Raw genomic sequence first — 25163 nt, forward strand, 5'->3', positions numbered from 1 at the left:
GTGAACCGTGTCGTCCTCCTCGTCCTCCGCCGCCTCCGGGACCAGCCCCATAGCTGACGCGGCCCCGCTGTCCCTGTGCGCCCGCGCGCCGCACGTCCCCGCGGAGCGGCTGGTCGCCGAGATGGTGCCGCCGCCGCGGTTCGACGCGGTGCGCTTCGACACCTACGTCCCCGACCCGAACCAGCCGAGCCAGACCGAGGCGGTCCGGGTCCTGGAGGGGTTCGCCGCCGGGCTCGGCGGAGCGCACGCGAGCGGTGCCGGTTCGGTACGGCGCGGGCTGTTCGGTTTCGGCAGGAGCAAGGCCCCGAAGACCCCGGCCGGCCCCCGGGGCGTCTACCTCGACGGCGGCTACGGCGTCGGCAAGACCCATCTGCTGGCGTCCCTGTGGCACGCCACCCCGGCCGAGCCCGCACTGAAGGCGTTCGGCACCTTCGTGGAGCTCACCAACCTCGTCGGCGCCCTCGGTTTCCAGCAGACGGTCCGCACCCTGTCGGGCCACCGCCTGCTGTGCATCGACGAGTTCGAGCTGGACGACCCCGGGGACACGGTCCTGGTGTCGACCCTGCTGGGCCGGCTCGTCGAGGCGGGTGTGGCGCTCGCGGCCACCTCCAACACGCTGCCCGGCAAGCTCGGTGAGGGCCGGTTCGCGTCCGCCGACTTCCTGCGGGAGATCCAGGGCCTGTCCGCGCACTTCCGCGCGCTGCGCATCGACGGCGAGGACTACCGCCACCGCGGCCTGCCCGAGGCGCCGGCGCCGTACTCCGACGCCGAGGTGACGAAGGCGGCGCACGCCACCGCGGGCGCCTCGCTCGACGACTTCCCGCGGCTGATCGAGCACCTCGCCAAGGTCCACCCCAGCCGTTACGGCGCCCTGACCGACGGTCTGACGGCCGTCTGCCTGACCGACGTCCAGCCGGTGCCGGACCAGTCGACGGCCCTGCGGCTCGTCGTCCTCGCGGACCGTCTCTACGACCGTGAAGTCCCCGTGCTGGCCTCGGGACAGCCCTTCGACCGGCTGTTCAGCGAGGAGATGCTGAACGGCGGCTACCGCAAGAAGTACTTCAGGGCGATCTCCCGGCTCACCGCGCTGGCCCGCGACGCCAGGGGACTCGTCGAGGGCGTCTGAGCGCCACCGCGACCGCCGGGGCGACCTGAGAGGCGTCGGGTTCGCGCCACCGGGCGGGCAGATTCGGGCGCACTTCCATCGGAAACGTTGCGTTAACCCTGCAAACAACTTCGCGGGGTTACCGTGTTTCTTGACCATTCATTGACCAGGTGTTGGTCTGGACAAGAGGTGTGAACGGCCGGGAAGGGGGCGCATGTTCCGAGGTACGACGGTCCGGACCGTGCTGGCGGTCCTCTCCGCCGTCCTGCTCGCGCTCCCCCTCTTCACTCCCACCCCTTCCTTCGCAACCGCGCACACGACGCGTCAGGCAGAGGCCAAGGCCCTGCCCGGAACCGCGCTCCCGGACACCGCGCCGCGCACCGAGACGGTCACGCACCGCCACTGCGACCACACCGGCGGCCCGGCCGGTCCCCTGCGCACCCGCGACCGGCACCGAGCCGCAGACCTCGCGCCCGAGGTGCCCGAGCGCGCGTTCCCCGCGCGGGACCCGGCCGCCCCGCGCGAACCGCTCACCTCCGCCGCGCGCAGCGCCCCGAGATCCGTGCCGGACCGCTCCCCGGCCGTTCTCCAGGTCTTCCGCTGCTGACGGCGAGCACTGCCGACACCCCCGCGGTTCCCCCCACTTCGTCGTGCAAGCCCGACGCGCCCCGTGCGCGCCAGGAGGAGTTCCCCATGCAGCCCCTCATCGACAACGCCCGCACCTTCGGACAGCGCCCTGAGGAGTTCGCCCGGCTGGCCGAAGGCCAGTCCCCCCAGGCCCTGTTCATCACCTGCTCCGACTCCCGGGTCGTCCCGGCCCTGATCACGGGCGCCCGCCCCGGCGAGCTCTTCGAGCTGCGCACCGCGGGCAACATCGTCCCGCCGTACGCCTCCACGCACCCCACCGGCGAGGCCGCCACCATCGAGTACGCCGTGGAGGTGCTGGGCGTCCGCGACATCGTCGTCTGCGGGCACTCGCACTGCGGAGCGGTCGGCGCCCTGGTCCGCGGCGACGACCTGACCGCCGTTCCCGCCGTGCGGGACTGGCTCACCCACGCCGGTCCCCGGCCGGCCGGCGCGGCCGAGGACCCGGCCGTCGCCGAGGGCGTGCAGAGCCACGTCCTGGCACAGTTGCTGCGGCTGCGCTCCTACCCGTTCGTCGACAAGAGGGTGACGGAGGGGCGACTGACCCTGCACGGCTGGTACTACGAGGTACACACGGGGTCCGTCCTGACGCACGACGTGGCCTGCGACACCTTCCGCGCGCTGTGAGCGCCGCCATGGACATACGCACCCGCTTCCCTCATCTGCGGCAGGACTTCGCCGCCTCCCTCGTCGTCTTCCTGGTCGCGCTGCCCCTGTGCGTCGGCGTGGCCGTCGCCTCCGGGGTGCCGGCCGAACTCGGCCTGGTCACCGGCATCGTGGGCGGTGTCGTCACCGGGCTCATGCGGGGCAGCAGCCTCCAGGTGTCGGGGCCGGCGGCCGGGCTGACCGTGCTGGTCTTCGAGGCCGTCCGGGAGTACGGCCTGCCCGCGCTCGGGGTGATCGTGCTGTCGACGGGCGCCCTGCAGATCCTGATGGGCGCCCTGAAGCTCGGCCGCTGGTTCCGGGCCATCTCGGTCTCCGTCGTCGAGGGCATGCTGGCCGGCATCGGGCTCGTGCTCATCGCCGGGCAGCTCTACTCGATGGCGGACGCGAAGGCGCCCGCATCCGGCCCGGCGAAGATAGCCGGGCTGCCCGCAGCGCTCGCCGACGCGGCCGGGGACCCGGGCGCCCTGGCCTCGCTCGGGCTCGGCGCGGGCACCATCGCCGTGCTCGTGCTGTGGAAGCGCGCGCCGAAGCGGTTGCGCACCCTGCCCGGACCGCTCGCGGCGGTCGCCCTCGCGACGCTCGCGACCCTGGCGTTCTCCCTGCCGGTGGCCACCGTGGAGGTGAAGGGCCTGCTGGCGTCGGTGCAGCCGCCGTCCCTGGACGCGTTCGGCGGGCTCGCGGAGATCGGCCTGCTCGGCACGATCGTCGCGTTCACCCTCATCGCGTCGGCCGAGTCGCTGTTCAGCGCGGCCGCGGTGGACCGGCTGCACGACGGCCCGCGCACCCGCTACGACCGTGAGCTGGTCGCGCAGGGCACGGGCAACGCGCTCTGCGGTCTGCTCGGCGCGCTGCCGATGACCGCGGTGATCGTGCGCAGCGCGGCCAACGTCCAGGCGGGCGCCCGCACGAAGGCCTCCCGGGTGCTGCACGGCCTGTGGCTGCTGCTGTTCGCGGCCCTGCTGCCGGAGGTCCTCGGGCTCATCCCGGTGCCGGCCCTGGCGGGCATCCTGGTGTACTCCGGCGCCAAGCTCGTCCCCCTGCGACAGATCGTGTCACTGTGGCGCGAGCACCGCGGTGAGGCGCTGATCCTGGTCGTCACAGCCGTGTCGATCGTGGCGGTCAGCATGTTCGAGGGTGTGCTCATCGGACTCGCGCTGGCGGTCGCCAAGACCGCCTGGGATGCCTCGCACGTCCGGCTGGAGGTCGTGGACAAGGGCGCGGGTCCCGTCCAGGCGTACCTGTCGGGCAACGCGACCTTCCTGCGGCTGCCGAAGATCCTCGACGCTCTGGAGGCGCTGCCCCAGGACCGTCCCGTCGAGCTGGACCTGTCGGGTCTGCACCATCTCGACCACGCCTGCCGTACGGCGCTGGAGAGCTGGTCCGAGCGGCTCCCGCACGTGTCGGCCTCGCTCGAGGCGGGAGGGGTCCGCTCGGCGGCCGGCCCGGAGGCGGTGCGGGTCACCGCCGGATAGCGCACGGGGTGGCCGGTCCCGGGCCGGACGTGGCCCGGGACCGGCCGCCGGGCATATCGTTGAAAAAGCAGACATACGACACAGAACGGTCCTCTCGCAGAGGGGGGCGACATGCTCCAGGAGCTGGTGGTGGCGGCCGTGGCGGTGGGTTCCGCGGGCGTGGTGTACGCCGCGGCGGCGGCGCGGGTCGTGAAGCAGTACGAGCGCGGGGTGGTGTTCCGGCTCGGGCGGGTCGTCGGTGAGGCGCGCTCGCCGGGCCTGACCACGGTGATCCCGGGGGTCGAGCGGCTGCGCAAGGTGAACATGCAGATCGTCACGCTGCCCATCCCCGCCCAGGAGGGCATCACCCGCGACAACGTCACGGTGCGGGTGGACGCGGTCGTCTACTTCAAGGTCGTCGATCCGACGAACGCGATCGTCCGGGTCGAGGACTACCGGTTCGCGGTCTCGCAGATGGCGCAGACCTCGCTGCGGTCCATCATCGGCAAGAGCGACCTGGACGACCTGCTGTCCAACCGGGAGAAACTCAACCAGGGCCTGGAGCTGATGATCGACAGTCCAGCGATCGGCTGGGGGGTGCAGATCGACCGGGTGGAGATCAAGGACGTGTCGCTGCCGGAGTCGATGAAGCGGTCCATGGCCCGGCAGGCGGAGGCCGACCGGGAGCGGCGGGCCCGGATCATCAACGCGGACGCCGAACTCCAGGCGTCCAAGAAGCTCGCCGAGGCCGCCGCGCAGATGTCGGAACAGCCGGCCGCGCTGCAACTGCGGCTGCTGCAGACGGTGGTGGCGGTCGCCGCCGAGAAGAACTCCACCCTCGTGCTGCCCTTCCCGGTGGAACTCCTGCGTTTCCTGGAGCGGGCCCAGGAGCACCCGCACGAGCGGTGACCGTCCCACGGGTGCACGGCCGGGCCGCCCGACGCGGGGCGGTCCGGCCGTGCACTCCGGCGACACGGCTCGTCCGGAGCGCGTGCGAGGGGCCGGCCCACAAGGAGCGCCGCATGGCCGGGAAGGCGTCGAAGAAGCAGGCCGGGGACCTGCGGGAGCTGCTGCGGGTGCCGGGGGGCGAGCGGCCCGACCCGGGCGCGTACGACCCAGCGGCCACTCCGGGCGCGCCGGGCGGCAAGGCCGTCTAGTGCCGTGACCGGAAAGGTTCACCGGCTCGCGACGCCCGGCACGGCTCCCCCAGCCTTCGGCCGGGGGTACCCCCACGCCGCGTTGTCGCATCACCCGAGTACATCCAGCACGCGGGCGATGCTCCGCCTTGCGATGCACCGCACCGGACGCCGCGAGCTTCCCGGCAAACCCTTCCAGTCACGGCACTAGCTCGCCGGCACCGCCCGGATCGGGGAGGCGCTGGCCGGGCCGCAGGGACGTCTGTTCGCGGCGAGCACCGCGGGGGACCGGCGGCGGGTCCTGCTGATCCTCCAGGGCATGGACAGCGGCTAGGGCGGCACGGTCAGGCACGTCGTCGGCCGGCTCGACCCGTCCGGCTGCCGCGTGAGGGCGTTCCGGGCCCTCACACCCGAGGAGCGGGCGCACCCGTTCCTGCGGCGGGTGCGCTAGTGGCTTCCGGAGCCCGGTGAGACCGGCGTCTTCGACCGCTCCCCCTACGAGGACGTGCTCGCCGCCCGGGTACAGCCTCGCCCCGCGCCACGAGATCAACTGCCGCCACGACGAGATCAACGACTTCGAGCAGTCCCTCGGCGACGACGGCGTCACCCTGGTCAAGTGCTTCCCGCACCTCTCCTACGAGGAGCAGCGGCGCCGCTGCTCAAGCGCCTCGACAAGCCGCGCAAGCGGTGGAAATTCAGCCCCGGCGACGCGGCGGACCGCTCACTGTGGCCCGCCCACCAGGAGGCGTACACGCCGGCCCTGGAGCTGTGCTCCACGCCGTCCGCCCGCTGGTACCTGATCCCCGCCGACCACAAGTGGTACCGGAACCAGGCGGTCGGCAGGCTCCTCCTCGACCATCTGACCGCGCCGGACCCGAGGTGTCCGAAAACCGACCTCGACGTGGCCCGGTACCGCGCGCTGCTGCTCGGGGACCGAGGTCTCCGTCCCTGCGGGCCCGGGGATCACACGGGGACACTGAACCCCGCGGGGCGGGGTACCCGGCGGCCATGACCGAGAACGCGCACGTCAACGGCTCGTACTGGCTGGAGACCGCTCCCGGCGGCGACCCGCACCCCGCGCTGGACGAGGACCTGGACGTCGACGTGGCCGTGATCGGCGCCGGCATCGCCGGACTGAGCACGGCCCGGGAGCTGGCCCGCGCCGGGCGGAGCGTCGCGGTGCTGGAGGCCGGACGCGTCGCGGCCGGCGTCACCGGCCACACCACCGCCAAGCTCACCGCGCTGCACACGCTCGTCTACGACCGGCTGCGCCGCACCCGCGGCCCGGAGGGAGCGCGGCTGTACGCCCGCTCGCAGAACGAGGCCGTCGAGCACGCGGCCGCGCTCGTCGACGAACTCGGCATCGACTGCGACTGGGAGCGCAGGAGCGCCTACACCTACGTCCGCGACGCGTCCCGGCTGGACGAGGTCAAGGCGGAGGCCAGGGCGGCCCGGGCGGCGGGACTGGCGGCGACCTTCACCACGGACACCGGGCTGCCGTTCCCCGTGGCGGGCGCGGTCAGGGTCACCGGGCAGGCCCAGTTCCACCCCCGCAAGTACCTGCTGGCCCTCACCGCCGACCTCCTCGCGCACGGCGGGCGGGTGTTCGAGAACACCACGGTGCTGGGCCTGGAGGAGGGCGAGCCGTGCCGGCTGTCGACCGCGACGGGCGCGACGGTGACCGCCCGGGACGTCGTGGTCGCCACGCACTACCCCGTCTTCGACCGCGCCCTGCTGTTCACCCGCCTGTCCCCGCGCCGGGAGCTGGTGGTGGCCGGGACGGTCGCCGCCGACCAGGACCCGGACGGCATGTACATCACGCCGGAGGAGGGCACCCGCTCGGTGCGGACCGCACCGTACGGCACCGACGGGCAGCGGCTCCTCGTCGTCACCGGGGAGCACTTCACGCCCGGCACGGGCGACACCCCGGCCCGCTTCGACCGCCTCCGCGCCTGGGCCACCGAGCACTTCCCGGGCGTCGACCTGACGTACGCCTGGGCCACCCAGGACAACGACCCCACCGACACCGTGCCGCTGGTCGGCCCGCTGCATCCGGGTGCCCGTCACGCCTTCGTCGCCACCGGGTTCGGCGGCTGGGGCATGAGCGGCGGCATCATGGCGGGCCGGCTGCTCACCGCCCTGATCACCGGCGAGCAGTGCGCGTGGAGCGAGCTGTACGACCCGCGCCGGCTGCGGTCGGCCGTGCGCGAGGCGCCGTCGTTCCTGATGAACCAGGCGAAGGTGGCCCGCCACTTCGTCGGCGACCGGCTGCGGCCCGCCGAGCCGGTGGAGGGGATCGAGCCGGGCTGCGGGGCCGTCGTCCGCGCGGGCGCCGACCGGCTCGCGGTGTACCGGGACGACGAGGGTGAACTGCACGCCCTGTCCGCGCGCTGCACCCACCTGGGCTGCCTCGTGGCGTTCAACGCCGCCGAACGGGCCTGGGAGTGCCCCTGCCACGGCTCCCGTTTCGACACCGACGGCAAGGTTGTGCAGGGACCGGCCACCCGGCCGCTGGACCGGCGGGACATCTGAGCGGGTGACTCCGGCGCGCACTCCCGCCACGTTCACCCTCATATAGGACAAATCACCCTACGTTTTTCGGGTGATCCCTCTTGTACGACGTGTCGCCGCCGTCTGCGCCCTGAGCGCCGCCCTCACCGCCTGCGGCACCGCCCGCGCCCCGCACCCCGCCCCTCCGGCCCCCTCCGTCCCCGCCCCCGCCTCCCGGCCCCCCACCCTGGCCCCCGGACCGGCGGGGCTCACCCCCGTCTTCACGAACGGCCGCCGGACGCCGGGCAGAACGGTCGCCCTCACCTTCGACGCCGACATGACCGCCGCCGAGGGCCCCCGGGCCGCGAAGGGCGAACGCTTCGACAACCCGCAGCTGATCGCGACCCTGCGGGCGCTGAAGGTACCGGCCACGGTGTTCATGACGGGACGCTGGGCCGAGCAGTACCCGATCCAGGCGCGTTCCATCGGCCGGGACCCTCTTTTCGAGGTCGCCAACCACTCCTACAGCCACTACGCCTTCACCGGTGACTGCTACGGCCTGCCGACGGTGTCCGAGGGCCGGATGCGCGAGGACGTCGAGCGCGCGTACGCCGCCTTCCGCAGGGCCGGGGTGCCCGACGCGATGCCGTACTTCCGCTTCCCCGGCGGTTGCTACGACCGGCGGGCCCTGAAGGCGCTGACCTCGACCGGCGTGACCGCGGTGCAGTGGGACGTGGTGAGCGGGGACGCGTTCGCGACGGACGCGGGTGCCGTGGCCCGGCAGGTGCTGGACGGCGTACGGCCGGGCTCGGTGGTGGTCATGCACTGCACCCGCAGCGCCGCCCCGGTGACCGAGCGGGCGGTGCGGACCGTCGTGCCCGCACTGCGCGCGCGGGGCTTCCGGTTCGTCAGGGTGTCCCAGCTGATCGGGGCCGCGGGCGGGCGGCACTGACCGGCCTACCCTGGGGGGATGAGCGAGAACGGCGAGGACACCCCCGGCCCGGCCGGCGCGAGCGGGCAGCCCGCGGCGGACGGGCCGCCGTACGCGGAATGCGTGCTGTGCCGGAAGCCGACGGAGTACCCGGAGTCCCACCGGGGGATCACCCTGTGCCCCGTCTGCGCGTGGCAGGAGGCCCAGCGCACGGCCTGCTCGGGGTGAGCCACCGGCCCGCCGTGGCCCCCCCGCGGGTCAAGTAGCCTGCGTCCGTGAGTGAGAGCCCCTTCCAGTCGGAGTCCGGCGCCCGCGACGAGGCGCCGCAGTTCGTCCTGCCCCTGGTCGTACGCATCGAACGCGACGCGCCGCCCGCCCGTACCGACGCCCTGGAGACCGCCGCGCGTGCCGTGCTGGCCGTACTCAGCGACGAACGGTCGGCCGGTGAGGGCGAGTGGGCGCAGGTCGTGCGGGACTGGCAGGACGCGCGGATCCGCAAGGTCGTACGGCGGGCCCGGGGCGCCGAGTGGCGGCGGGCCGAGGCGCTGCCCGGGATCACGGTGACGGGCAAGGCGGCGGAGGTGCGGGTCTTCCCGCCCGTGCCGCTGGACGGCTGGCCGAAGGACCTGGCCCGGCTCCAGGTCTCCGGCACCGAGCTCGACGACCCGGAGCCGCAGGCCGGAACGGACGGGTCCTCGCCGGTGCTGTGGCTGAACCCCGGCCTCGACATGTCCGCGGGCAAGGCGATGGCACAGGCCGGCCACGGCGCCCAACTGGCCTGGTGGGAACTGTCGGACGAGGAGCGGACCGCCTGGCGCGACGCCGGTTTCCCGCTCGCCGTCCGCACCGCCGACCCGGCCCGCTGGCCCGAACTGACCGCCGCCGGGCTGCCGTTGGTGCGCGACGCGGGCTTCACGGAGATCGCCCCGGGCTCCTGCACGGTCGTCGCCGACCACCCGGCCCTGCGGTAGGGCTGTGCTCCGCGGCAGGCCGGGCACGGGTGAGCGCGTGTCAGGTCGCGATCGGCGGCTCGGACGTCCGGCTCGGTCAACACCCGCGACTTTGCTTGCCGTTTAGGTTTTTTTCCGTCGCTTGAACATCCCGGGCGCTCACCTCGTACCTCCTGACACCGGCCGAGTACGTCGCGCCGAGGACCAGTCGGTACTCCGGGAGGCCCCCTTGCAGCGGATCAACGCCACGTCCCTCGTCATCGCGGGTCTCGTCGCCACCGTGGGCGCGCTCGCCTTCCCCGTGTGGTCGTACGCCGACCGTTCCGGCACCGGCGAGGCGAACCTCGCCGCCGGCACCGTCAGCACCCCCTGGGGGCCGCTGTCCGCCTCGGACCGCGACCTCATCGTGCGGGTGCGACTGGCCGGCCTGTGGGAACTGCCGGCCGGGCAGCAGGCACTCGAACGCGCCCCCAGCGAGGCGATCAAGGAGGCGGCCGACCATCTGATCGTCGGCCACACCGACCTCGACAAGCGGGTACGGATCATCGCCGCGCAGCTCAACGTCGAGCTGCCCAACGTGCCGACCGACCAACAGCGGGGCTGGCTCCAGGAGATGACCGAGGCGAGCGGCACCGCGTACGAGTACAAGTTCGCCAACCTGCTGCGGGCCGCCCACGGCAAGATCTTCCCCGCCATCGGCACCGTCCGGAACTCCACGCGCAACACCCTGGTGCGACAGCTCGCCTCGGACGCCAACCAGACCGTCCTCGACCACATCACGGTGCTGGAGAAGACCGGCCGGGTCGACTTCGACGCCATCGCCAACGACCTGGTCGCGGGTTCCACCGCCAGCCCGACGGGCCCTGAGGCGCCGCTGCCCGGCCAGGTCGCGCCCTCGGTGCCGGCGGCCGAGGCGAGCGGAGGGGTGCGGACCACCTCGCGGCCGTCCCCCGCCCCGCCCGGCACGGTCGAGACCAGGCGGCCCGAGCCGGCGGACTCCGACAACGTGCTCGGCTGACCACCCGCCGCGCACCGGCCGCCCGAACCTCAAATGTTGCTCTGAACGTGCGTGGCGAGGGGTTCGGGCCCCGCCGGCGGGGCCATACCCCGGTCACGCCACGGCGCGCGGCGCGGCACGGCGGGCAGCGAGAACGTCGAGAGTCCTGAGACGCCCCGACCGCCGACAACGCCGACAACGCCGAGAGCGCCGAGGACACCGAGGAGGGGGACGGGTATGGAGCGACTGGGGACGGGCATCGGATGGCGGCCGGAGATCGCGGACGCCGTGGAGCGGATGCCGGGCGTCGACTGGGTCGAGGCGGTGGCCGAGAACCTCTGCCCCGGGCACCTCCCCGAGTCGCTGCGGCGGCTGCGCGAGCGCGGGGTCACCGTGGTGCCGCACGGCGTCTCCCTGGGCCTCGGCGGCGCCGACCGGCCGGACGCGGACCGCCTTACGGCCCTCGCCGAACGCGCCGGGGCGCTGGGCTCGCCGCTGGTCACCGAGCACATCGCGTTCGTCCGGGCGGGCGGCGCGCTGACCGCCTCCCCGCGGCTGGAGGCGGGCCATCTGCTGCCCGTCCCGCGCACCCGGGACGCCCTGGACGTCCTGTGCGAGAACGTCCGTGTCGCGCAGGACGCCCTGCCGGTGCCGCTCGCCGTCGAGAACATCGCGGCCCTCATCGCCTGGCCCGGCGAGGAGATGACCGAGGGACAGTTCCTGTACGAGCTGGCCGACCGCACCGGGGTGCGGCTCCTCATCGACGTGGCCAACCTGCACACCAACCACGTCAACCGCGGCGAGGACCCGGCCAAGGCCCTCGCGGAGCTGCCGCTCGAAGCCATCGCCTACGTCCATGTCGCGGGCGGCTTCGTCCGGGACGGCGTCTGGCACGACAGCCACGCCCACCCGGTTCCGCGGGAGGTCCTCGACATCCTGACCGACCTCGCCTCGCGCGTCCGCCCGCCCGGGGTGCTCCTGGAACGCGACGACAACTTCCCCGAACCCGGTGAGCTGGAGCGGGAGTTGACGGCGATCGGGTCCGCGGTGTCGGCGGGCCGCAGGGAAGCGGACCGGGCGGGGGCCGCCCCGGCCCCGACGAACACGGACCGTGCGGAGGCCGACTCGACGCGCACGGATCGTACGGAGGCCGGCTCTTCGCGCACAGATCGCACGGAGGCGGATCGCGAGGAGGCCGGCCCCGCGGACACGGACCATGCCGAGACCGCCCCGACGCGCACGCGTCGTGCGGGAGTCGGACCGGCCGGCGCGGACCCGGTCGGCACGGGTCGCCGTACAGAGGGCGGCGCCCCTCGCCCGCCCGCCCGGCCCGCGACCGGTCCGGACCCCGACCCCTCCCCCGCCCGTCAGCGCCTCGCTCTCGCGCAGGCCGCGCTGCTGTCCTCGCTGGTCGCCGGGACGCCCGTGCCCGAGGGGTTCGACCGGGTGCGGCTGGGCGTCCAGGCGCGGGCGCTGGCCGCGAAGCGGGCGGACGTCGTGGCCAAGGTCGCGCCCGAACTCCCGGACATCCTCGGGCCCGCCTACCGGCCCGCCTTCCTGGCGTACGCCCACGGCTCCCCGATGACCGGCGGCTACCGCCGCGACGCGCTGGACTTCGCCGGGCGGCTGCTGCTCGCCGGGCGCCCCGAGGACGCGCGCGCCCGCCGGGAGCTGCGCGCGTGGTGGCTGGAGCGGTCGGGCCCCGCGCCGCGCGCGCACCGGCCGACGGTGCGGCTGGCGCGCGCGACCCGCCGGGTCCTGCTGCGCCGGCGACCCCGGCGCCCCCGCCCGTCCACCTGCCGGCCACCTGAGTGTGCCGGGTTTAACACCGGGACCGGTTCCGCGTGCCAGAACCATGATCCCCACACACTTCCTCCATTTTTACCCCCGTACGCCCCCGCCTCACACCCTTCGATTCGTCCGAAATGTCCGCTGAGCAACCTTTCGCCCCTGTACGGCAGTTGACTGCGACTCCGCAGTAATATGCCAATCCCGCACCCCGAGCGCACTCGCGTGCGGTGTCGCGACAGGAGGCACCTTGCGACCGCGACCACCCGTCCATGGCAAAGGCATGTTCAGCGGCACCGGGCTCATCGTCGTGGGCCTGACGGCGACCCTGGCCGCGCTGATCTTCCCGATCTGGTCCTACAGCGACCGTTCGGGTACCGACGTGCGCGTCCTGAGCGACGCCCAGACCGTGGCGACGCAGTACGGGCCGCTGTCCGCGCTGGACCGTGACTTCGTCACGAAGGTCCGGCTGGCGGGCCTGTGGGAACTGCCCGCCGGCCGACTGGCCGAGGAGAAGGGCACCACGGAGGCCGTCCGTACGGCGGGCCGGCACCTCGTGGAGGGCCACACCTTCCTGGACGAGCGGGTGCGGGACGTGGCGTCGAAGCTCGTGCTCCCCCTGCCGAACGAGCCGAACGACCAGCAGAAGCAGTGGCTCGCCACCCTGAACGCGGCCCGGGGCGTGGACTTCGACCGGCAGTTCGCGAACATCCTGCGGCTGGCGCACGGCAGGGTGTTCTCGGTCGTCGCCCAGGTGCGGGCCGGCACCGGCAACGTCCTGGTGCGCGCCCTCGCCGACGACGCGAACACCACCGTGCTGGACCACATCAAGATCCTGGAGGCCACCGGGTACGTCGACTTCGACGCCCTGGCCCGGGACCTGGCGGCGCCCGCCTCCGCCCCGCCGGGCGGCGCCTCCCCCGTGCCCGGGCCCGCCGTTCCGGCCTCGGCCCTGCCGGGGGTCCCGGCTCCGGGCCCCAGCTACACCCTGCCGCCGGCCGCCTCCACTCCGCTCCCGTCGCCGTCGGCCCCCTGACCCGGCGGCCGAGCGGAACGTCACGTACCGACGACGCTCGGTCCGGATCGTGAACAGGGCATGGCCATCTCCGGACCCGGTCGCATAGAAATCCCCCATGCTCTGGGTCCTTCTTCTCCTGCTCGCCTGGGCCGCCGCCGGCACCGCCTGCACCCGGCTGTGCCTGGCCGCCGTCCGCACGGCGGCCGACGAGGGCGGCACGGACACCCCGGTGGACGTCCGGCAGCACGAGCTGACGCTGTACGAGGCCGCGTTCCTCTCCGGCGGCCCCCGCCGGGTCGCCGACCTCACGCTCGTCTCCATGGCACAGCAGCGGCGGCTGCTGCTGGCCCACACCGGCTGGGCGACCGTCGTCGACCCCCGCGGGCGGGACGACCTGGAGCGCGCGGTGATCGGGGCCATCGGACCGGAGGGCCAGTCCCGCATCGCCCCGCTGCGGGCCGCCGCGGCGGCCGGTGACCCCGTGCGCGGCATCGGTGACCGGCTGGTCAGCGCCGGGCTCGCCGTGCCCGAGGGCGCCCGGACGAGTGTGGCGGCCGGGATGCGACAGGTGCGGTTCGCCGCGGTGGCCGTTCTCGCGCTGGGCGTCACCGCGCTGCTGGCGCCGGCCCGGTCGGACCTGCCTTCCGTTCTGGTCGCCCTGTGGTTCGCGCTGCCGCTCACGCTCACCCTGAGCTGCCTGGCGATCGCGCGCGTCGAGGTCCACCCGTACTCGCGCTGGGCGTCCCCGGCCGGGCAGCGCCTGCTCGGCACGCTGAGCAGGCGCACCGCGGGCGGCGACGACCGGAACTTCCTCGCCTCCGTGGCCGTCCGCGGGATCCGTGCGGTGGGTGAACCCGAGCTGCGCGCGGCCTTCGCGCACCGCGAGCCGTCCCGGCGCGACTGACGCACCGGGGGCGTACGGGGGCACTGGCGGCGACACCGGCCGACGGTGCTTGCCTTCCCCCGGGCGCGAACCAAGCATCCTTCTGTCGCCGCCGCGCACCGAAGGGACACCCGATGAGAGCTCCCGCCCTCTACACGGCCGCAGGGTCCTTGCTGCTGACCGCCCTCGCCGCCGCCCCGGCCGGCGGCACCCCGAACGCGCCGGGACCGCCCGCCCCCGCCGACTTCTCCCGGGCCTCGCTGGAAGCGCGCGGCGCCGCGCTCGCCGCCGCGCGGGCCCGGGCCACCGGGATCACCTTCGGAACCTGCCCCGACGCCGAGGACCTGCCGGGCGAGATGAAGTGCGGCACGGTGTCCGTCCCGCTCGACTACGCGCGCCCCGACGGCACGCGGATCCGGCTGACCGTCAGCCGGGCGCCGGCCACCCACAAGGACCCGCACAACAGCAAGCACCGGGTGCCGGGGCAGGGCGCCCTGGTCTTCAACCCGGGCGGTCCGGGCGGCTCCGGCATGTACTTCCCGCTGGTCGGCATGATCCCCGAGTGGAAGCGGATCGCGGCGGCGTACGACCTCGTCGGCTATGCCCCCCGCGGGGTCGAGCGTTCCGCGCCGCTGTCCTGCGAGGACCCGAAGCAGTTCTTCAAGGGGCCCGCACAGTCACCCACGTATCCCTCGGAGGCGTACAAGCGCGAACGCATCGCCCGGGCCAGGGCGTACGCCAGCGGATGCGCCGAGCGGGCGGGCGCCGCGCTGCGGCACTACACCTCCCTCAACAACGCCCGTGACCTGGACGTCCTGCGGGCCGCGCTCGGCGAGCCGAAGCTGACCTTCATGGGCGCCTCCTACGGCACCTACTTCGGGGCCGTGTACGCGACGCTGTTCCCCTCGCACGTGAGGCGGATGGTGTTCGACTCGGCGGTGAACCCCGCCCCCGGCCAGGTCTGGTACCGCAACAACCTCGACCAGTCGGCCGCGTTCGAGGAGCGCTGGGCGGACTTCAGGGCGTGGGTCGCCCGGCACGACGACGTGTACGGCCTGGGCACCACCGCGGAGCAGGTGCTGCGCGGCTACGAGAAGGCCCGCGACCGGCTCGCCGCGAAGCCCGCGGGCGGCACGGTCGGACCGGGCCAGCTGCAGAGCGCGTTCCTGACGGCCGGGTACTACGACGACTACTGGCCGCACCGCGCGCACGCGCTGTCGGCGTATCTGAAGGGCGACCCGCGGCCCCTGATCGAGCAGGCCGGTCCGCATCCGGAGGCGGCGAAGGAGGCCGAGAACAGCAACGCGGTCTACACGGCGGTCGAGTGCAACGACGCCGCCTGGCCGACGGACTGGCACGTGTGGGACCGGGACAACACCCGGCTCGCGCGGGTCGCGCCCTTCGAGACCTGGGACAACGTGTGGGCGAACCTGCCGTGCGCCTACTGGCGGGCGCCGCGCCAGGAGCCGCTCGACGTGCGCACCGGGCCGGGTGAGCTGCCGGCGACGCTGATCCTGGCCGCCGAGCGGGACGCGGCGACCCCCTACGACGGCGCCCTGGAGATGCACCGGCGGCTGTCGGGTTCGGTGCTGGTGACCGAGCGGGACTCCGGCACGCACGGCATCGCGGGCGGCCGGAACGCCTGCGTCAACGGCTACCTGGACGCGTATCTGCTGGAGGGCCGGCTCCCGGAGCGGCGCGCCGCCTGCGCCCCGCACCGGGAGCCCGAGCCGACGCGGACCCAGAGGGCGCGGACCGAGCGGGCGCGGACGGTGCCGGCCGCGCCCCCGGCGCGCTGATCAGGCGAGCCCGGCCACCAGCTCGGCCACGGACTTGCGGCGCCCGGTGTAGAACGGCACCTCCTCGCGGACGTGCATCCGGGCCTCGGAGGCGCGCAGGTGACGCATGAGGTCGACGATGCGGTACAGCTCGTCGGCCTCGAAGGCGAGGATCCACTCGTAGTCGCCGAGGGAGAAGGAGGCGACGGTGTTGGCGCGGACGTCCGGGTAGCCGCGGGCCATCTTGCCGTGGTCGGCGAGCATGCGGCGGCGGTCCTCGTCGGGCAGCAGGTACCAGTCGTAGGAGCGCACGAAGGGGTAGACGCTGACGTAGTCGCGGGCCGTCTCGTCGGCGAGGAACGCCGGGATGTGCGAGCGGTTGAACTCGGCGGGGCGGTGCAGCGCCATGTTCGACCAGACCGGCTCCAGGGCGCGGCCCAGCCTCGTGCGCCGGAAGAGGTTGTACGCCTCCTGCAGCTGGTCGCTGGTCTCCGCGTGCCACCAGATCATGAGGTCGGCGTCGGCGCGCAGACCGGACACGTCGTAGGTGCCGCGGACCGTCACGTCCTTCGCGGCGAGCTGGTCGAACAGCTCCTGGACCTCGTCGGCGTAGCCCGTGCGGTCCTCGGGCAGCACGTCCCGCAGCCGGAAGACGGACCAGAGGGTGTAGCGGATGGTCTCGTTGAGGTCCTTGGCCAGCTTGCCCTTGTTCGGGACCCTGCCGGACTCGGTGGTGGGGGCGTCGTCACTCATGGTCCTCATTCTCCCGCGCCCGCGGACCGGCTCCGCACCGGGTCGGCGGTGAGCTGCTCCACGGCGGTGTACGCGCTCGCGATGCAGGCCGGGATGCCGACACCGTCGTAGACCGCGCCGCACACCGCGAGGCCGGGGAGCTTGCCGAGGTGCTCGCGGACGCGGGCCACGCGCGCGTGGTGGCCGACCGGGTACTGCGGCAGGCCGTCGTCCCAGCGGGTGACGCGGGTCTCGACGGGCGTGGCGGCCAGGCCGGTCGCCTGCTCCAGGTCGTGCCGCGAGACGTCCACCAGCTCGGCGTCCTCGCGCCGGAGGATCTCCGACTCGCCGTGCCGTCCGACCGAGGTGCGCAGGACGACCAGGTCCGGGGCGGACTCGGCGATCCAGCCCCACTTCTGGGAGGCGAAGGTGGACGCCTTGATGGTCCGCCCGTCGACCGGAGGCACCAGGAAGCCGCTGCCCTCGGGCAGCGCGGTGTCGCCCCGGCGGTAGGCGAGGGTGACCAGGGCCATCGAGGCGTACGCGACGGCGTCGAGCTCGGCGGCGGCCGCGGGGGCCTCGGCACGCAGCAGACGGGCGGCGGCCGGCGCGGGCACGGACACCACGACCGCGTCGGCGTGCAGCACCCGGTCGCCGGCGACGACGCGCCATCCGCCGGACGCCTCGCGGCGCAGCTCCGTCACCGGTGCGCGGGTGACGATCTCGCCGCCCCGCGCGCGCACCGACTCCGCCACCGCGAGCGGCAGAGCGCCCACCCCGCCGTCGATGCCCATGAACACGGGGCCGGGCTGCGGGGCCTCGGCCGCCTTCGCCTGGATGTCGCGGACCGCCTGGGTGAGCGAGAGGTGACTTCGGGCGGCCAGGAAGAGCTGGGGGACGGCCGAGCGCATCGAGATGCGGTACGCGTCGCCCGCGTAGACCCCGCCGAGCAGCGGTTCCACCAGCCGGTCGACGACCTCGCGACCGACGCGCGCCGCCACGTACGCGCCGACGGCCACGTCCTCGCCGACCTCCGTGCGGGGCAGGTCGGCGTCCCGCTCGACGCGGCGCAGTCCCTCGGCGGACAGCACGCCGGTGAGGGCGCCGGCGGTGCCGGGGACGCCCATGACGTGGCCCTTGGGCATGGGGCGCAGGGCTCCGCGGGTCCAGAGGGAGGCGGTCGTGGTGGCCGGGGCGCGGAGCCGGTCGGCGAGGCCCACCTCGCGGGCCAGGGCGACCGCCTCGGGCCGGCGCGCCAGCATCGACTCGGCGCCGAGGTCGACGCGCGCGCCCGCGATGTCACCGGGCAGCAGCTTGCCGCCGACCCGGTCGGACGCCTCCAGGACGGTCACCCGCACCCCGCGCTGCACCAACCGGTGGGCCGCGGCCAGTCCGGCGATGCCCGCTCCGACGACGACGACCTGTTCCGGGCCCGTACGAGTGTCCGCATCACGCATGCCCCCACCCTCTCAGACCCCACTGACAGCCCGTCGGCGCCCCGGCGTGCCGGCCGTGGTGTCCGGCGCGAGTCCGGACCGTGACCTCTTCGGGACCGGCACACGCCAACGTCCCGCACCGCCCGGGCGTCGAAGGAGCGTCAGTCGTCACCACCCCGGGGGGTACGCCCACATGCGCGCACGAACTCACACTCGACCCGTCCACGCCCTCGCCGGGCTGCTGCTGGTGTCGGCGCTCGCTTTGGCCGGCTGCGGCGGCGCCGACAGCTCCGACTCCGGCTCCCGCGGCGACGGGGCCGCCCTGTCGCGGAGCGACGCCGAGGAAGGCGCTCAGGGCGCGGCCGCCGCCGACAGCGCGGGGAAGTCGGGCGGCCGCGGGGCCACCGCGCCGGCGAAGCTGCCCACGAGCCGGATCATCCGCACCGCCTCCCTGACCGTGCAGGTCAAGGACGTGCCGAAGGCCCTCGACGAGGCACGCACCACCACCGAGACCGCGGGCGGTTACGTCGGCCGGGAGTCGACGTCCCGGGACGAGAGGGGCGACGAGGAGACGCGCGTGGTGCTGCGCGTGCCCGTCGACCGGTACGACGAGGTCCTCACCGACCTGGAGGGCGCGGGCAGGCTCCTCGCCCGCGACGCGAAGGCCCGCGACGTCACCGACCAGGTGGTCGACGTCGACAGCCGCATCGCGTCGCAGCGCGCCAGCGTCGTCAGGGTCCGCGAGCTCATGGACCGGGCGACCAAGCTCAGTGACGTGGTGACGCTGGAGGGCGAGCTGAGCACCCGCGAGGCGAACCTGGAGTCGCTGCTCGCCGAGCAGGCGTCCCTGAAGGACCGCACCAGCCTGGCCACGATCACCCTGTCGCTGTCCGAACGACCGGTGCACAGGGCCGCCGCGGACGACGACCCGGGGATCGCCGACGCGCTGTCAGGCGGCTGGAGCGCCTTCGTGACCATGCTGCGCTGGATCGTGGTGGCGCTGGCGGCGGTCCTGCCGTTCGCCGCGGTGGCGGCGGTGCTCGTCCTGGGGTGGCTGCGGTTCGCCCGCTCCCGCTCCCGCTCCCCCCGTACCGCGCCCGCCACGGCCGTCCCGGGCCCCCTGCCGGCCCCGCGCCCCGAGCCCGCGCGGGAGGGCGGCGACACGGACTGAGCGGGCCCGACGAGAGGCGAAATGCCCTCCGGCCGTAGCGTGTTCGCATGAGCATGAGCGCGACGGGCCGTGGGACAGAACGACTGGTGGTGATCGGCGGCGACGCCGCGGGGATGTCCGCGGCGTCGCAGGCACGCCGGCTGAAGGGCCCCGGGGAACTGGAGATCGTGGCCTTCGAACGGGGGCACTTCACCTCCTACTCGGCCTGCGGCATCCCGTACTGGGTCGGCGGGGACGTGACCGAGCGGGACCACCTGATCGCCCGCACCCCCGAGGAGCACCGGGCGCGCGACATCGACCTGCGGCTGCGCACCGAGGTCACGGAGATCGACGTCGCCGGGCAGCGGGTACGCGCGCGGGACGTCGACTCCGGCGCCGAGTCGTGGACGTCGTACGACAAACTGGTGATCGCGACCGGGGCCCGGCCGATCCGCCCCGCCATGCCGGGCGGCGACGCGCGCGGGGTGCACGGCGTGCAGACCCTCGACGACGGCCAGGCGCTGCTCGACACCCTGGCCCGCACGGACGGCCGGCGCGCGGTGGTCGTCGGCGCCGGCTACATCGGCGTGGAGATGGCCGAGGCGCTCATCAACCGCGACTACGCGGTGACGGTCGTCAACCGGGGCAGCGAACCCATGTCGACGCTCGACCCCGACATGGGGCGGCTGGTGCACACGGCGATGGAGGGCATGGGGATCACCATGGTCGACGACGCCGAGGTCACCGAGGTGCTCACCGGGGACGACGGGCGGGTGCGGGCGGTGCTCACCCGGGACGCCGAGTACCCGGCGGACGTCGTGGTGCTCGGCATCGGCGTGCGCCCCGAGACGGCCCTCGCGCGGGCGGCGGGGCTGCCGCTCGGCGCCCACGGCGGGCTGCTGACCGACCTGGCGATGCGGGTGCGCGGGCACGAGAACATCTGGGCCGGCGGGGACTGCGTCGAGGTGCTCGACCTGGTCTCGGGCCAGGAGCGGCACATCGCGCTGGGCACCCACGCCAACAAGCACGGCCAGGTCGTCGGCACCAACGTGGGCGGCGGCTACGCCACCTTCCCGGGCGTCGTCGGCACCGCGGTGAGCAAGGTCTGCGAACTGGAGATCGCCCGCACGGGACTGCGGGAGAAGGACGCCCGCCGGGTGGGCCTCCAGTTCGAGACGGTCACCGTCGAGTCCACGAGCCGCGCCGGCTACTACCCCGGCGCCTCGCCCATGACGGTGAAGATGCTCGCCGAGCGCCGCACGGGACGGCTGCTCGGAGTGCAGATCGTGGGCCGGGAAGGCGCCGGCAAGCGTGTCGACGTCGCCGCCGTGGCCCTCACCGCGGGCATGACGGTGGAGCAGATGACGAGCCTGGACCTGGGCTACGCGCCACCGTTCTCCCCCGTCTGGGACCCGGTACTGGTGGCGGCCCGCAAAGCCGTGTCGAAGGTACGGGCCTCCGCGGGCCGGCCCGAAACCCCTTAGGCCGTCGTGCCGTTGATCCGCTCGATGGCCTGCCGCGCCTGGTCGGCGGGCTGCTGGCGGGGCGGCAGCGCGGACACCGAGGCACTGGAGGTCATGGCGCCGGTGGCCATCGGCGCCGGCTGCTCACCGGCCGGCTTCGCGTGCGCCGCGGAACGGGCGGAGCGCAGCCGGTGGCTCACCGCCTCGTCGAGGGTCACCGGGCGCTGCATCTGGGTGGCCAGCCGGCCGGCCTCCTGGCCGAGCCTGGCCACGTCCTCCCAGGGCAGGCGGACCACCAGGGAGATCTCCGCCTCGCCGTCGGGCAGTGCCTGCATCGGAGGAGTAACTCGGTCGTTCATCGCCTGATCCTCACGTCGTCCCCGCGGCCCGCCTTTCCCGTGCCGCGGGCGGTTGAGAGGACATACGCACGCGCGGACACGGCCGTTCACCGGTTCGGCGGTCGCGATGAGGGCACTACTTCCTTGTGGTCATCCCCGTTCATGACGTGAATCCGGTGCGCCGCACCCCCTGGGTGACGTACGCCCTGATCGCCGCGAATGTGCTCGTCTTCCTGTTCACGCCCGGCCTCGCCGGTTCCGTGACGGGCGACAGTGACCTGTCCCAGCTGTGTCACCTCCAGGCGTTCCTGGACCACTACGCCGCCGTGCCCCAGGAGTTGATCCACCATCAGCTGCCGCGCTCGGTCCCCACCGGTCAGGTCGGGACCAGCCTGCAGGGGGCGCCCGGCTGCGTGGTGGGCCCGCCCGGCTACGACAAGTCCCCGCCGCTGAGCGTGCTGACGGCGATGTTCCTGCACGGCGGCTGGCTGCACCTGCTGGGCAACATGCTGTTCCTGCTGATCTTCGGCAACAACGTCGAGGACCGCATGGGGCACGTGCGCTTCGCGCTCTTCTACGTCGTCTGCGGCTACGCGGCCTCCTACGGCTTCGCGTTGCTCAACGCCGACTCGGGCGACCCGCTGATCGGCGCCTCGGGAGCCATCGCCGGGGTGCTGGGCGCGTATCTGGCGCTGTATCCCAGGGCCAGGGTCTGGGTCCTGGTGCCGTTCCTGGTGTTCCTGCCGCTCAGACTGCCGGCCTGGCTGGTGCTGGGCTTCTGGTTCGGGCTCCAGGCGGTCTACTCGTCCGGGGAGGGCGTGTCCGACGCCGGCACCGTGGCGTACGCGGCGCATGTGGTCGGTTTCCTCGCCGGTCTGCTGATCGCCTGGCCGCTGCGGCCCGGCACCCCGCCGCCGCCGGAACCGCGCGGCCTGCTGTTCGGCAGGAGGGCACGGCCCCGGCACACGTGGTGAACGGCCTTCGGCTCAGCGCGCGGTGTGCGTGTGGACGTGCTCCACGAGCCGGGTCAGCGCGTCCGGGTCGGTGGCCGGCATGACGCCGTGACCCAGGTTGAAGATGTGGCCCTCCAGGCCGGCCGCCGCGTCCAGCACGTCGCGGGTGGCGGCCTCGACCGCCGCGGTGGTGGAGAACAGCACGGTCGGGTCGAGGTTGCCCTGAAGCGCCTTGCCGGGGCCGACGCGGCGGGCCGCCTCGTCCAGCGGGACACGCCAGTCGACGCCCATGACGTCCGCCCCGGCCTCGCCCATCAGGCCGAGCAGTTCGCCGGTGCCGACGCCGAAGTGGATGCGCGGCACGCCGTAGCCCTCGATCGCCCGGAAGACCTTCGCCGAGGCGGGCATCACCGAGCGCCGGTAGTCGGCGGGGGCGAGCGCGCCGGCCCAGGAGTCGAAGAGCTGGACGGCGGAGGCACCCGCCTCGATCTGGACCTTCAGGAACGCGGCCGTGATGTCCGCGAGCCGGTCCAGCAGGTCCGCCCACAGCTGCGGGTCGCCGTACATGATCGCTTTGGCGTTCTCGTACGTGCGGGACGGGCCGCCCTCCACGAGGTAGCTGGCGAGGGTGAAGGGGGCGCCGGCGAAGCCGATCAGCGGGGTGGCGCCGAGCTCGCGGGTCAGCATGCCGATCGCCTCGGTGACGTAGCCGACGTCCTCGGGGGTGAGGTCGCGCAGCTGCGCGAGGTCCGCGCGGGTGCGGATCGGCTTCTCGACGACCGGGCCGACACCCGGCTTGATGTCGAGGTCGATCCCGATCGCCTTGAGCGGGACGACGATGTCGCTGAAGTAGATCGCCGCGTCCACGTTGTGCCGGCGCACCGGCTGGAGGGTGATCTCGGTGACCAGCTCGGGCAGCATGCAGGACTCGAGCATCGGGATGCCCTGGCGCACCTTGCGGTACTCCGGCAGTGAGCGCCCGGCCTGCCGCATGAACCACACCGGCGTGTGCGGCACGGGCTCGCGCCGGCACGCCTTCAGGAAGGCTGACTCGTACGTCGCTGAAGGCTGCTTGCCCGCGGGGTTCTGGTTGGCGCTCACGACGAAAAGTCTCGCACGCCGTACCGGCGGTGCCGGACCGCGGGGCGCACCGCCCGGCCCGTCCGGACGGCGTGATCCGGACAGGCGGCCCTCGCACGGGTGTCCCTCCCCGCACGGAGGCCCCGTTCCCCTTAATCTTCCCCGCATGGCTGCGGCTCAGGGACGACTGTCGGACGGCGCTGACGGAGACGACACCAAGGAGGGGGACAAGGATGCGAGCAGTGCGGCGCCGCCGCCCTTCCGGGCGGCCGTCGACGCGCTGAGGTCCGCGCGGCTGCGGCCGCAGATCGAGATCGAGCCGACCCGCGCACCGCAGCGGCTCGCCCCGCACGCGTACGCGCTGGAGGCCGCGGTCGTCGACGGCGACCAGGACCTGGCGGACGGCCGTCTCGTCCTGCTGCACGACCCGGACGGGCACGACGCCTGGCACGGCACGTTCCGTCTGGTGACGCTGGTGCGCGCCGAGCTGGAGCCGGAGATGGCGGCCGACCCGCTGCTGCCCGAGGTGTGCTGGTCGTGGCTGACCGGCGCGCTCCAGGCCCGCGGACTGACCTACGGCGAGCCGAGCGGCACGGTCACGCGCGCGAGTTCGCACTACTTCGGCGGTCTGTCGGAGCGTCCGGCGGCCTCGCAGATCGAGATCCGGGCGTCCTGGACCCCCCGCGAGGGCCTGGGCGGCGTTCCGGACACGGCAGCCCACCTGGCCGCCTGGTGCGACCTGCTGGCTCAGATCGCGGGCCTGCCGCCGGCCGGACCGGGTGACGCCTCGGTGGTGACGCTCCCGCAGCGACGGGGCCCGCAGTCCCGCTGAGGCCGCCCCTCGCCCGTCGCCCCTCCCGTTCGCCCACGCTCACCGCACCCGCCGGCACGGCCGGCCGCGGCCTCCACGGCGCGGCCGGCCGTCGGCGTGTACGGAACACGGCGGCACCGGAACGCTGCGGCGCCGGGCCGACCGCACGACGAAGACCACCGACCCACCCCGCCTCCGGGCCCGCGCGCCGCCGGGCCTGTGGAGCCGCCGGGCCTGTCGAGCCGCCGGGTTCCGCCGAGCTCGCCGCGCCACCGGAACCGTCGCGGGCCGCCCGCCCCCTCCCGTAGCCGCCCCCTCCCGTCGGCACACCCCCTCGTCCGAGCCCGTCATCCACACCGGCCGTTGGGCATCTCTTTGTCGATACGGCCACTTTCGGCCGCGTATCGACTCGTACCGAAACCGTCCGGTCTTCGAATGATCGACCGTGCGTCCGAATTGCACAGATTGTTACTCACCAGATCGTGATCATTCTCTAAAGGCCCATGGGTTTGGTGCCGAAGACGTCTGTGACCTTGAAAATACGGTTCCTCCCGGCTTCATCCCCACAAGCCGGCCCCGTCCCCCACCCAGGAGGCCTGGTGTCCGTTCTCCTCGAGCAGCCCGCAAGCCTGGTCGCCTACCGCCCGAACAAGCCGACCGCCATGGTGGTCGTGGCCGACCCGCGCGTCCGCTCCACCGTCACCCGCCACCTGTGGGCGCTCGGTGTACGCGACGTCATCGAGGCCTCGTCCGTCGCGGAGGCTCGTCCCCGCATCGGCAACCCCCGCGACATCTGTGTCGCCGACGTCCACCTGCCCGACGGCTCGGGCCTCACCCTGCTGTCCGAGACCCGTGCCGCGGGCTGGCCCAACGGCCTGGCCCTGTCCGCGGCCGACGACATCGGCGCCGTACGCAACGCCCTGGCCGGCGGCGTCAAGGGCTACGTCGTCACCGGCACCCGCACCAACGTCGGGCTTCCCACCCGGCCCGGTGTCGCCCCCATCGGCTCGGCCGCCGCCCGCATGCACCGCCGCCCCCCGGGCGCCCCGAGCCACCCGGGCGGCTACCGCGAGCTCTCCGGCCGTGAGGTCGAGGTGCTGAGACTGGTCGCGGAGGGCCAGTCGAACAAGGCGATCGGCGTCTCGATGGGCCTGTCCGCCCTGACCGTCAAGAGCCACCTCGCCCGCATCGCCCGCAAGCTGGGCACCGGCGACCGGGCCGGCATGGTCGCGGTGGCCCTGCGCACCGGCATCATCCACTGACCCCGACCTCATCCGCCCCCGCGACACCCCCGCACCCGCAGTTCACGGACGTGAATCAGGAGCGCCCGACGCTCCCCGTCCGTGCACCCCACCCGTCGTG

At 73.9% G+C, this 25163-nt stretch carries 24 protein-coding genes and 1 pseudogene; 21 read left to right on the forward strand and 4 right to left on the reverse strand.

All coding sequences use genetic code 11. The features are described 5' to 3' along the window. Nucleotides 1-7 precede the first annotated feature (7 nt). The 16 genes and pseudogenes from zapE (at nucleotide 8) to ABZT03_RS10050 (ending at nucleotide 15859) form a co-directional block, all read left to right on the forward strand. A complete protein-coding gene (zapE, locus tag ABZT03_RS09975) occupies nucleotides 8-1126 on the forward strand; it encodes a cell division protein ZapE (RefSeq protein ID WP_356036094.1) in 1119 nt (372 codons plus the stop codon). Nucleotides 1127-1319: 193 nt separating this feature from the next. Continuing rightward, a complete protein-coding gene (locus ABZT03_RS09980; RefSeq protein ID WP_356036097.1) occupies nucleotides 1320-1712 on the forward strand; it encodes a hypothetical protein in 393 nt (130 codons plus the stop codon). 86 nt (nucleotides 1713-1798) lie between these two features. Continuing rightward, a complete protein-coding gene (locus tag ABZT03_RS09985; protein WP_356036099.1) occupies nucleotides 1799-2377 on the forward strand; it encodes a carbonic anhydrase in 579 nt (192 codons plus the stop codon). 8 nt (nucleotides 2378-2385) lie between these two features. Next, nucleotides 2386-3888: a SulP family inorganic anion transporter gene (locus ABZT03_RS09990; protein WP_356036102.1), complete on the forward strand. Its 1503-nt coding sequence runs from the start codon at nucleotides 2386-2388 to the stop codon at nucleotides 3886-3888. A 111-nt stretch (nucleotides 3889-3999) separates the two neighbouring features. Further along, the gene (locus tag ABZT03_RS09995; RefSeq protein ID WP_356036105.1) at nucleotides 4000-4776 is read left to right on the forward strand and encodes a slipin family protein; all 777 of its coding nucleotides are present in this window, start codon (nucleotides 4000-4002) and stop codon (nucleotides 4774-4776) included. A gap of 113 nt (nucleotides 4777-4889) precedes the next feature. Continuing rightward, entirely contained in the window at nucleotides 4890-5024 is a 135-nt protein-coding gene (locus tag ABZT03_RS10000; protein WP_356036108.1) for a hypothetical protein, read from the forward strand. 199 nt (nucleotides 5025-5223) lie between these two features. Further along, nucleotides 5224-6015: pseudogene (locus ABZT03_RS10005) on the forward strand (polyphosphate kinase 2 family protein); the annotation flags it as partial. After that, nucleotides 6012-7535 (forward strand): FAD-dependent oxidoreductase, encoded by a 1524-nt coding sequence (locus tag ABZT03_RS10010; protein ID WP_356036110.1) that lies wholly within the window; start codon nucleotides 6012-6014, stop codon nucleotides 7533-7535. The pseudogene ABZT03_RS10005 and the gene ABZT03_RS10010, both read left to right, overlap by 4 nt. Before the next feature lie 70 nt (nucleotides 7536-7605). Further along, on the forward strand, nucleotides 7606-8445 hold the full coding sequence (locus ABZT03_RS10015; protein ID WP_356036113.1) for a polysaccharide deacetylase family protein: 840 nt from the start codon (nucleotides 7606-7608) through the stop codon (nucleotides 8443-8445). An 18-nt stretch (nucleotides 8446-8463) separates the two neighbouring features. Beyond that, on the forward strand, nucleotides 8464-8652 hold the full coding sequence (locus ABZT03_RS10020; protein WP_356036116.1) for a hypothetical protein: 189 nt from the start codon (nucleotides 8464-8466) through the stop codon (nucleotides 8650-8652). Between the two features lie 47 nt (nucleotides 8653-8699). Beyond that, a complete protein-coding gene (locus ABZT03_RS10025; protein ID WP_356036119.1) occupies nucleotides 8700-9395 on the forward strand; it encodes a peptidyl-tRNA hydrolase in 696 nt (231 codons plus the stop codon). 208 nt (nucleotides 9396-9603) lie between these two features. Then, nucleotides 9604-10392, forward strand: coding sequence for a DUF4142 domain-containing protein (locus tag ABZT03_RS10030; RefSeq protein ID WP_356036122.1), 789 nt, complete (start codon nucleotides 9604-9606; stop codon nucleotides 10390-10392). Between the two features lie 216 nt (nucleotides 10393-10608). Next, on the forward strand, nucleotides 10609-12336 hold the full coding sequence (locus ABZT03_RS10035) for a DUF692 family multinuclear iron-containing protein (protein ID WP_356036125.1): 1728 nt from the start codon (nucleotides 10609-10611) through the stop codon (nucleotides 12334-12336). 106 nt (nucleotides 12337-12442) lie between these two features. Beyond that, nucleotides 12443-13195: a DUF4142 domain-containing protein gene (locus tag ABZT03_RS10040; protein ID WP_356036128.1), complete on the forward strand. Its 753-nt coding sequence runs from the start codon at nucleotides 12443-12445 to the stop codon at nucleotides 13193-13195. 97 nt (nucleotides 13196-13292) lie between these two features. Further along, nucleotides 13293-14081 (forward strand): TIGR04222 domain-containing membrane protein, encoded by a 789-nt coding sequence (locus ABZT03_RS10045; RefSeq protein WP_356036131.1) that lies wholly within the window; start codon nucleotides 13293-13295, stop codon nucleotides 14079-14081. A gap of 113 nt (nucleotides 14082-14194) precedes the next feature. Then, on the forward strand, nucleotides 14195-15859 hold the full coding sequence (locus ABZT03_RS10050; RefSeq protein WP_356036134.1) for an alpha/beta hydrolase: 1665 nt from the start codon (nucleotides 14195-14197) through the stop codon (nucleotides 15857-15859). On the opposite strand, the gene hemQ is transcribed toward ABZT03_RS10050, so the two are convergent. Beyond that, entirely contained in the window at nucleotides 15860-16591 is a 732-nt protein-coding gene (gene hemQ, locus ABZT03_RS10055) for a hydrogen peroxide-dependent heme synthase (RefSeq protein WP_356036137.1), read from the reverse strand. Between the two features lie 5 nt (nucleotides 16592-16596). Beyond that, nucleotides 16597-18027: a protoporphyrinogen oxidase gene (hemG, locus tag ABZT03_RS10060; RefSeq protein WP_356036140.1), complete on the reverse strand. Its 1431-nt coding sequence runs from the start codon at nucleotides 18025-18027 to the stop codon at nucleotides 16597-16599. A 172-nt stretch (nucleotides 18028-18199) separates the two neighbouring features. Between hemG and ABZT03_RS10065 the strand changes: the two genes are divergently transcribed. Continuing rightward, nucleotides 18200-19177 carry a DUF4349 domain-containing protein gene (locus ABZT03_RS10065; protein WP_356036143.1) on the forward strand — a complete coding sequence of 326 codons (978 nt, stop codon included), beginning with the start codon at nucleotides 18200-18202 and terminating at the stop codon, nucleotides 19175-19177. A gap of 47 nt (nucleotides 19178-19224) precedes the next feature. After that, a complete protein-coding gene (locus ABZT03_RS10070) occupies nucleotides 19225-20640 on the forward strand; it encodes an FAD-dependent oxidoreductase (RefSeq protein WP_356036146.1) in 1416 nt (471 codons plus the stop codon). Here ABZT03_RS10070 and ABZT03_RS10075 read toward each other — a convergent pair. After that, entirely contained in the window at nucleotides 20637-20978 is a 342-nt protein-coding gene (locus ABZT03_RS10075; protein ID WP_356036149.1) for a hypothetical protein, read from the reverse strand. The two genes, ABZT03_RS10070 and ABZT03_RS10075, sit on opposite strands and share 4 nt — an antisense overlap. A 125-nt stretch (nucleotides 20979-21103) precedes the next feature. On the opposite strand from ABZT03_RS10075, the gene ABZT03_RS10080 reads away from it, so the two are divergent. Continuing rightward, entirely contained in the window at nucleotides 21104-21931 is an 828-nt protein-coding gene (locus ABZT03_RS10080; protein WP_356036151.1) for a rhomboid family intramembrane serine protease, read from the forward strand. 12 nt (nucleotides 21932-21943) lie between these two features. Here the strand turns inward: ABZT03_RS10080 and hemE are convergent, their stop codons facing one another. After that, nucleotides 21944-23011, reverse strand: coding sequence for a uroporphyrinogen decarboxylase (hemE, locus tag ABZT03_RS10085; protein WP_356036154.1), 1068 nt, complete (start codon nucleotides 23009-23011; stop codon nucleotides 21944-21946). A gap of 145 nt (nucleotides 23012-23156) precedes the next feature. Between hemE and ABZT03_RS10090 the strand changes: the two genes are divergently transcribed. Together ABZT03_RS10090 and ABZT03_RS10095 are read left to right on the forward strand one after the other, a co-directional pair. Further along, nucleotides 23157-23822: a DUF3000 domain-containing protein gene (locus tag ABZT03_RS10090; protein ID WP_356036157.1), complete on the forward strand. Its 666-nt coding sequence runs from the start codon at nucleotides 23157-23159 to the stop codon at nucleotides 23820-23822. Nucleotides 23823-24400: 578 nt separating this feature from the next. After that, entirely contained in the window at nucleotides 24401-25063 is a 663-nt protein-coding gene (locus ABZT03_RS10095; protein WP_054234007.1) for a response regulator transcription factor, read from the forward strand. Nucleotides 25064-25163: the final 100 nt, after the last annotated feature.

The organism is Streptomyces sp. NPDC005574 (assembly GCF_040605435.1).
Taxonomy (GTDB): domain Bacteria; phylum Actinomycetota; class Actinomycetes; order Streptomycetales; family Streptomycetaceae; genus Streptomyces.

Bases quoted from the DNA above. Each gene is read 5' to 3' on its own strand.
- hemG (WP_356036140.1), bottom strand. From the start codon at position 18,027: ATGCGTGATGCGGACACTCGTACGGGCCCGGAACAGGTCGTCGTCGTC.
- ABZT03_RS10010 (WP_356036110.1), top strand. From the start codon at position 6,012: ATGACCGAGAACGCGCACGTCAACGGCTCGTACTGGCTGGAGACCGCT.
- ABZT03_RS10075 (WP_356036149.1), bottom strand. From the start codon at position 20,978: ATGAACGACCGAGTTACTCCTCCGATGCAGGCACTGCCCGACGGCGAG.
- ABZT03_RS09990 (WP_356036102.1), top strand. From the start codon at position 2,386: ATGGACATACGCACCCGCTTCCCTCATCTGCGGCAGGACTTCGCCGCC.
- ABZT03_RS09980 (WP_356036097.1), top strand. From the start codon at position 1,320: ATGTTCCGAGGTACGACGGTCCGGACCGTGCTGGCGGTCCTCTCCGCC.
- ABZT03_RS10035 (WP_356036125.1), top strand. From the start codon at position 10,609: ATGGAGCGACTGGGGACGGGCATCGGATGGCGGCCGGAGATCGCGGAC.
- ABZT03_RS10065 (WP_356036143.1), top strand. From the start codon at position 18,200: ATGCGCGCACGAACTCACACTCGACCCGTCCACGCCCTCGCCGGGCTG.
- ABZT03_RS09985 (WP_356036099.1), top strand. From the start codon at position 1,799: ATGCAGCCCCTCATCGACAACGCCCGCACCTTCGGACAGCGCCCTGAG.
- ABZT03_RS10090 (WP_356036157.1), top strand. From the start codon at position 23,157: ATGGCTGCGGCTCAGGGACGACTGTCGGACGGCGCTGACGGAGACGAC.
- ABZT03_RS10020 (WP_356036116.1), top strand. From the start codon at position 8,464: ATGAGCGAGAACGGCGAGGACACCCCCGGCCCGGCCGGCGCGAGCGGG.
- ABZT03_RS09995 (WP_356036105.1), top strand. From the start codon at position 4,000: ATGCTCCAGGAGCTGGTGGTGGCGGCCGTGGCGGTGGGTTCCGCGGGC.
- ABZT03_RS10000 (WP_356036108.1), top strand. From the start codon at position 4,890: ATGGCCGGGAAGGCGTCGAAGAAGCAGGCCGGGGACCTGCGGGAGCTG.
- ABZT03_RS10070 (WP_356036146.1), top strand. From the start codon at position 19,225: ATGAGCATGAGCGCGACGGGCCGTGGGACAGAACGACTGGTGGTGATC.
- ABZT03_RS10045 (WP_356036131.1), top strand. From the start codon at position 13,293: ATGCTCTGGGTCCTTCTTCTCCTGCTCGCCTGGGCCGCCGCCGGCACC.
- ABZT03_RS10050 (WP_356036134.1), top strand. From the start codon at position 14,195: ATGAGAGCTCCCGCCCTCTACACGGCCGCAGGGTCCTTGCTGCTGACC.
- hemQ (WP_356036137.1), bottom strand. From the start codon at position 16,591: ATGAGTGACGACGCCCCCACCACCGAGTCCGGCAGGGTCCCGAACAAG.
- ABZT03_RS10040 (WP_356036128.1), top strand. From the start codon at position 12,443: ATGTTCAGCGGCACCGGGCTCATCGTCGTGGGCCTGACGGCGACCCTG.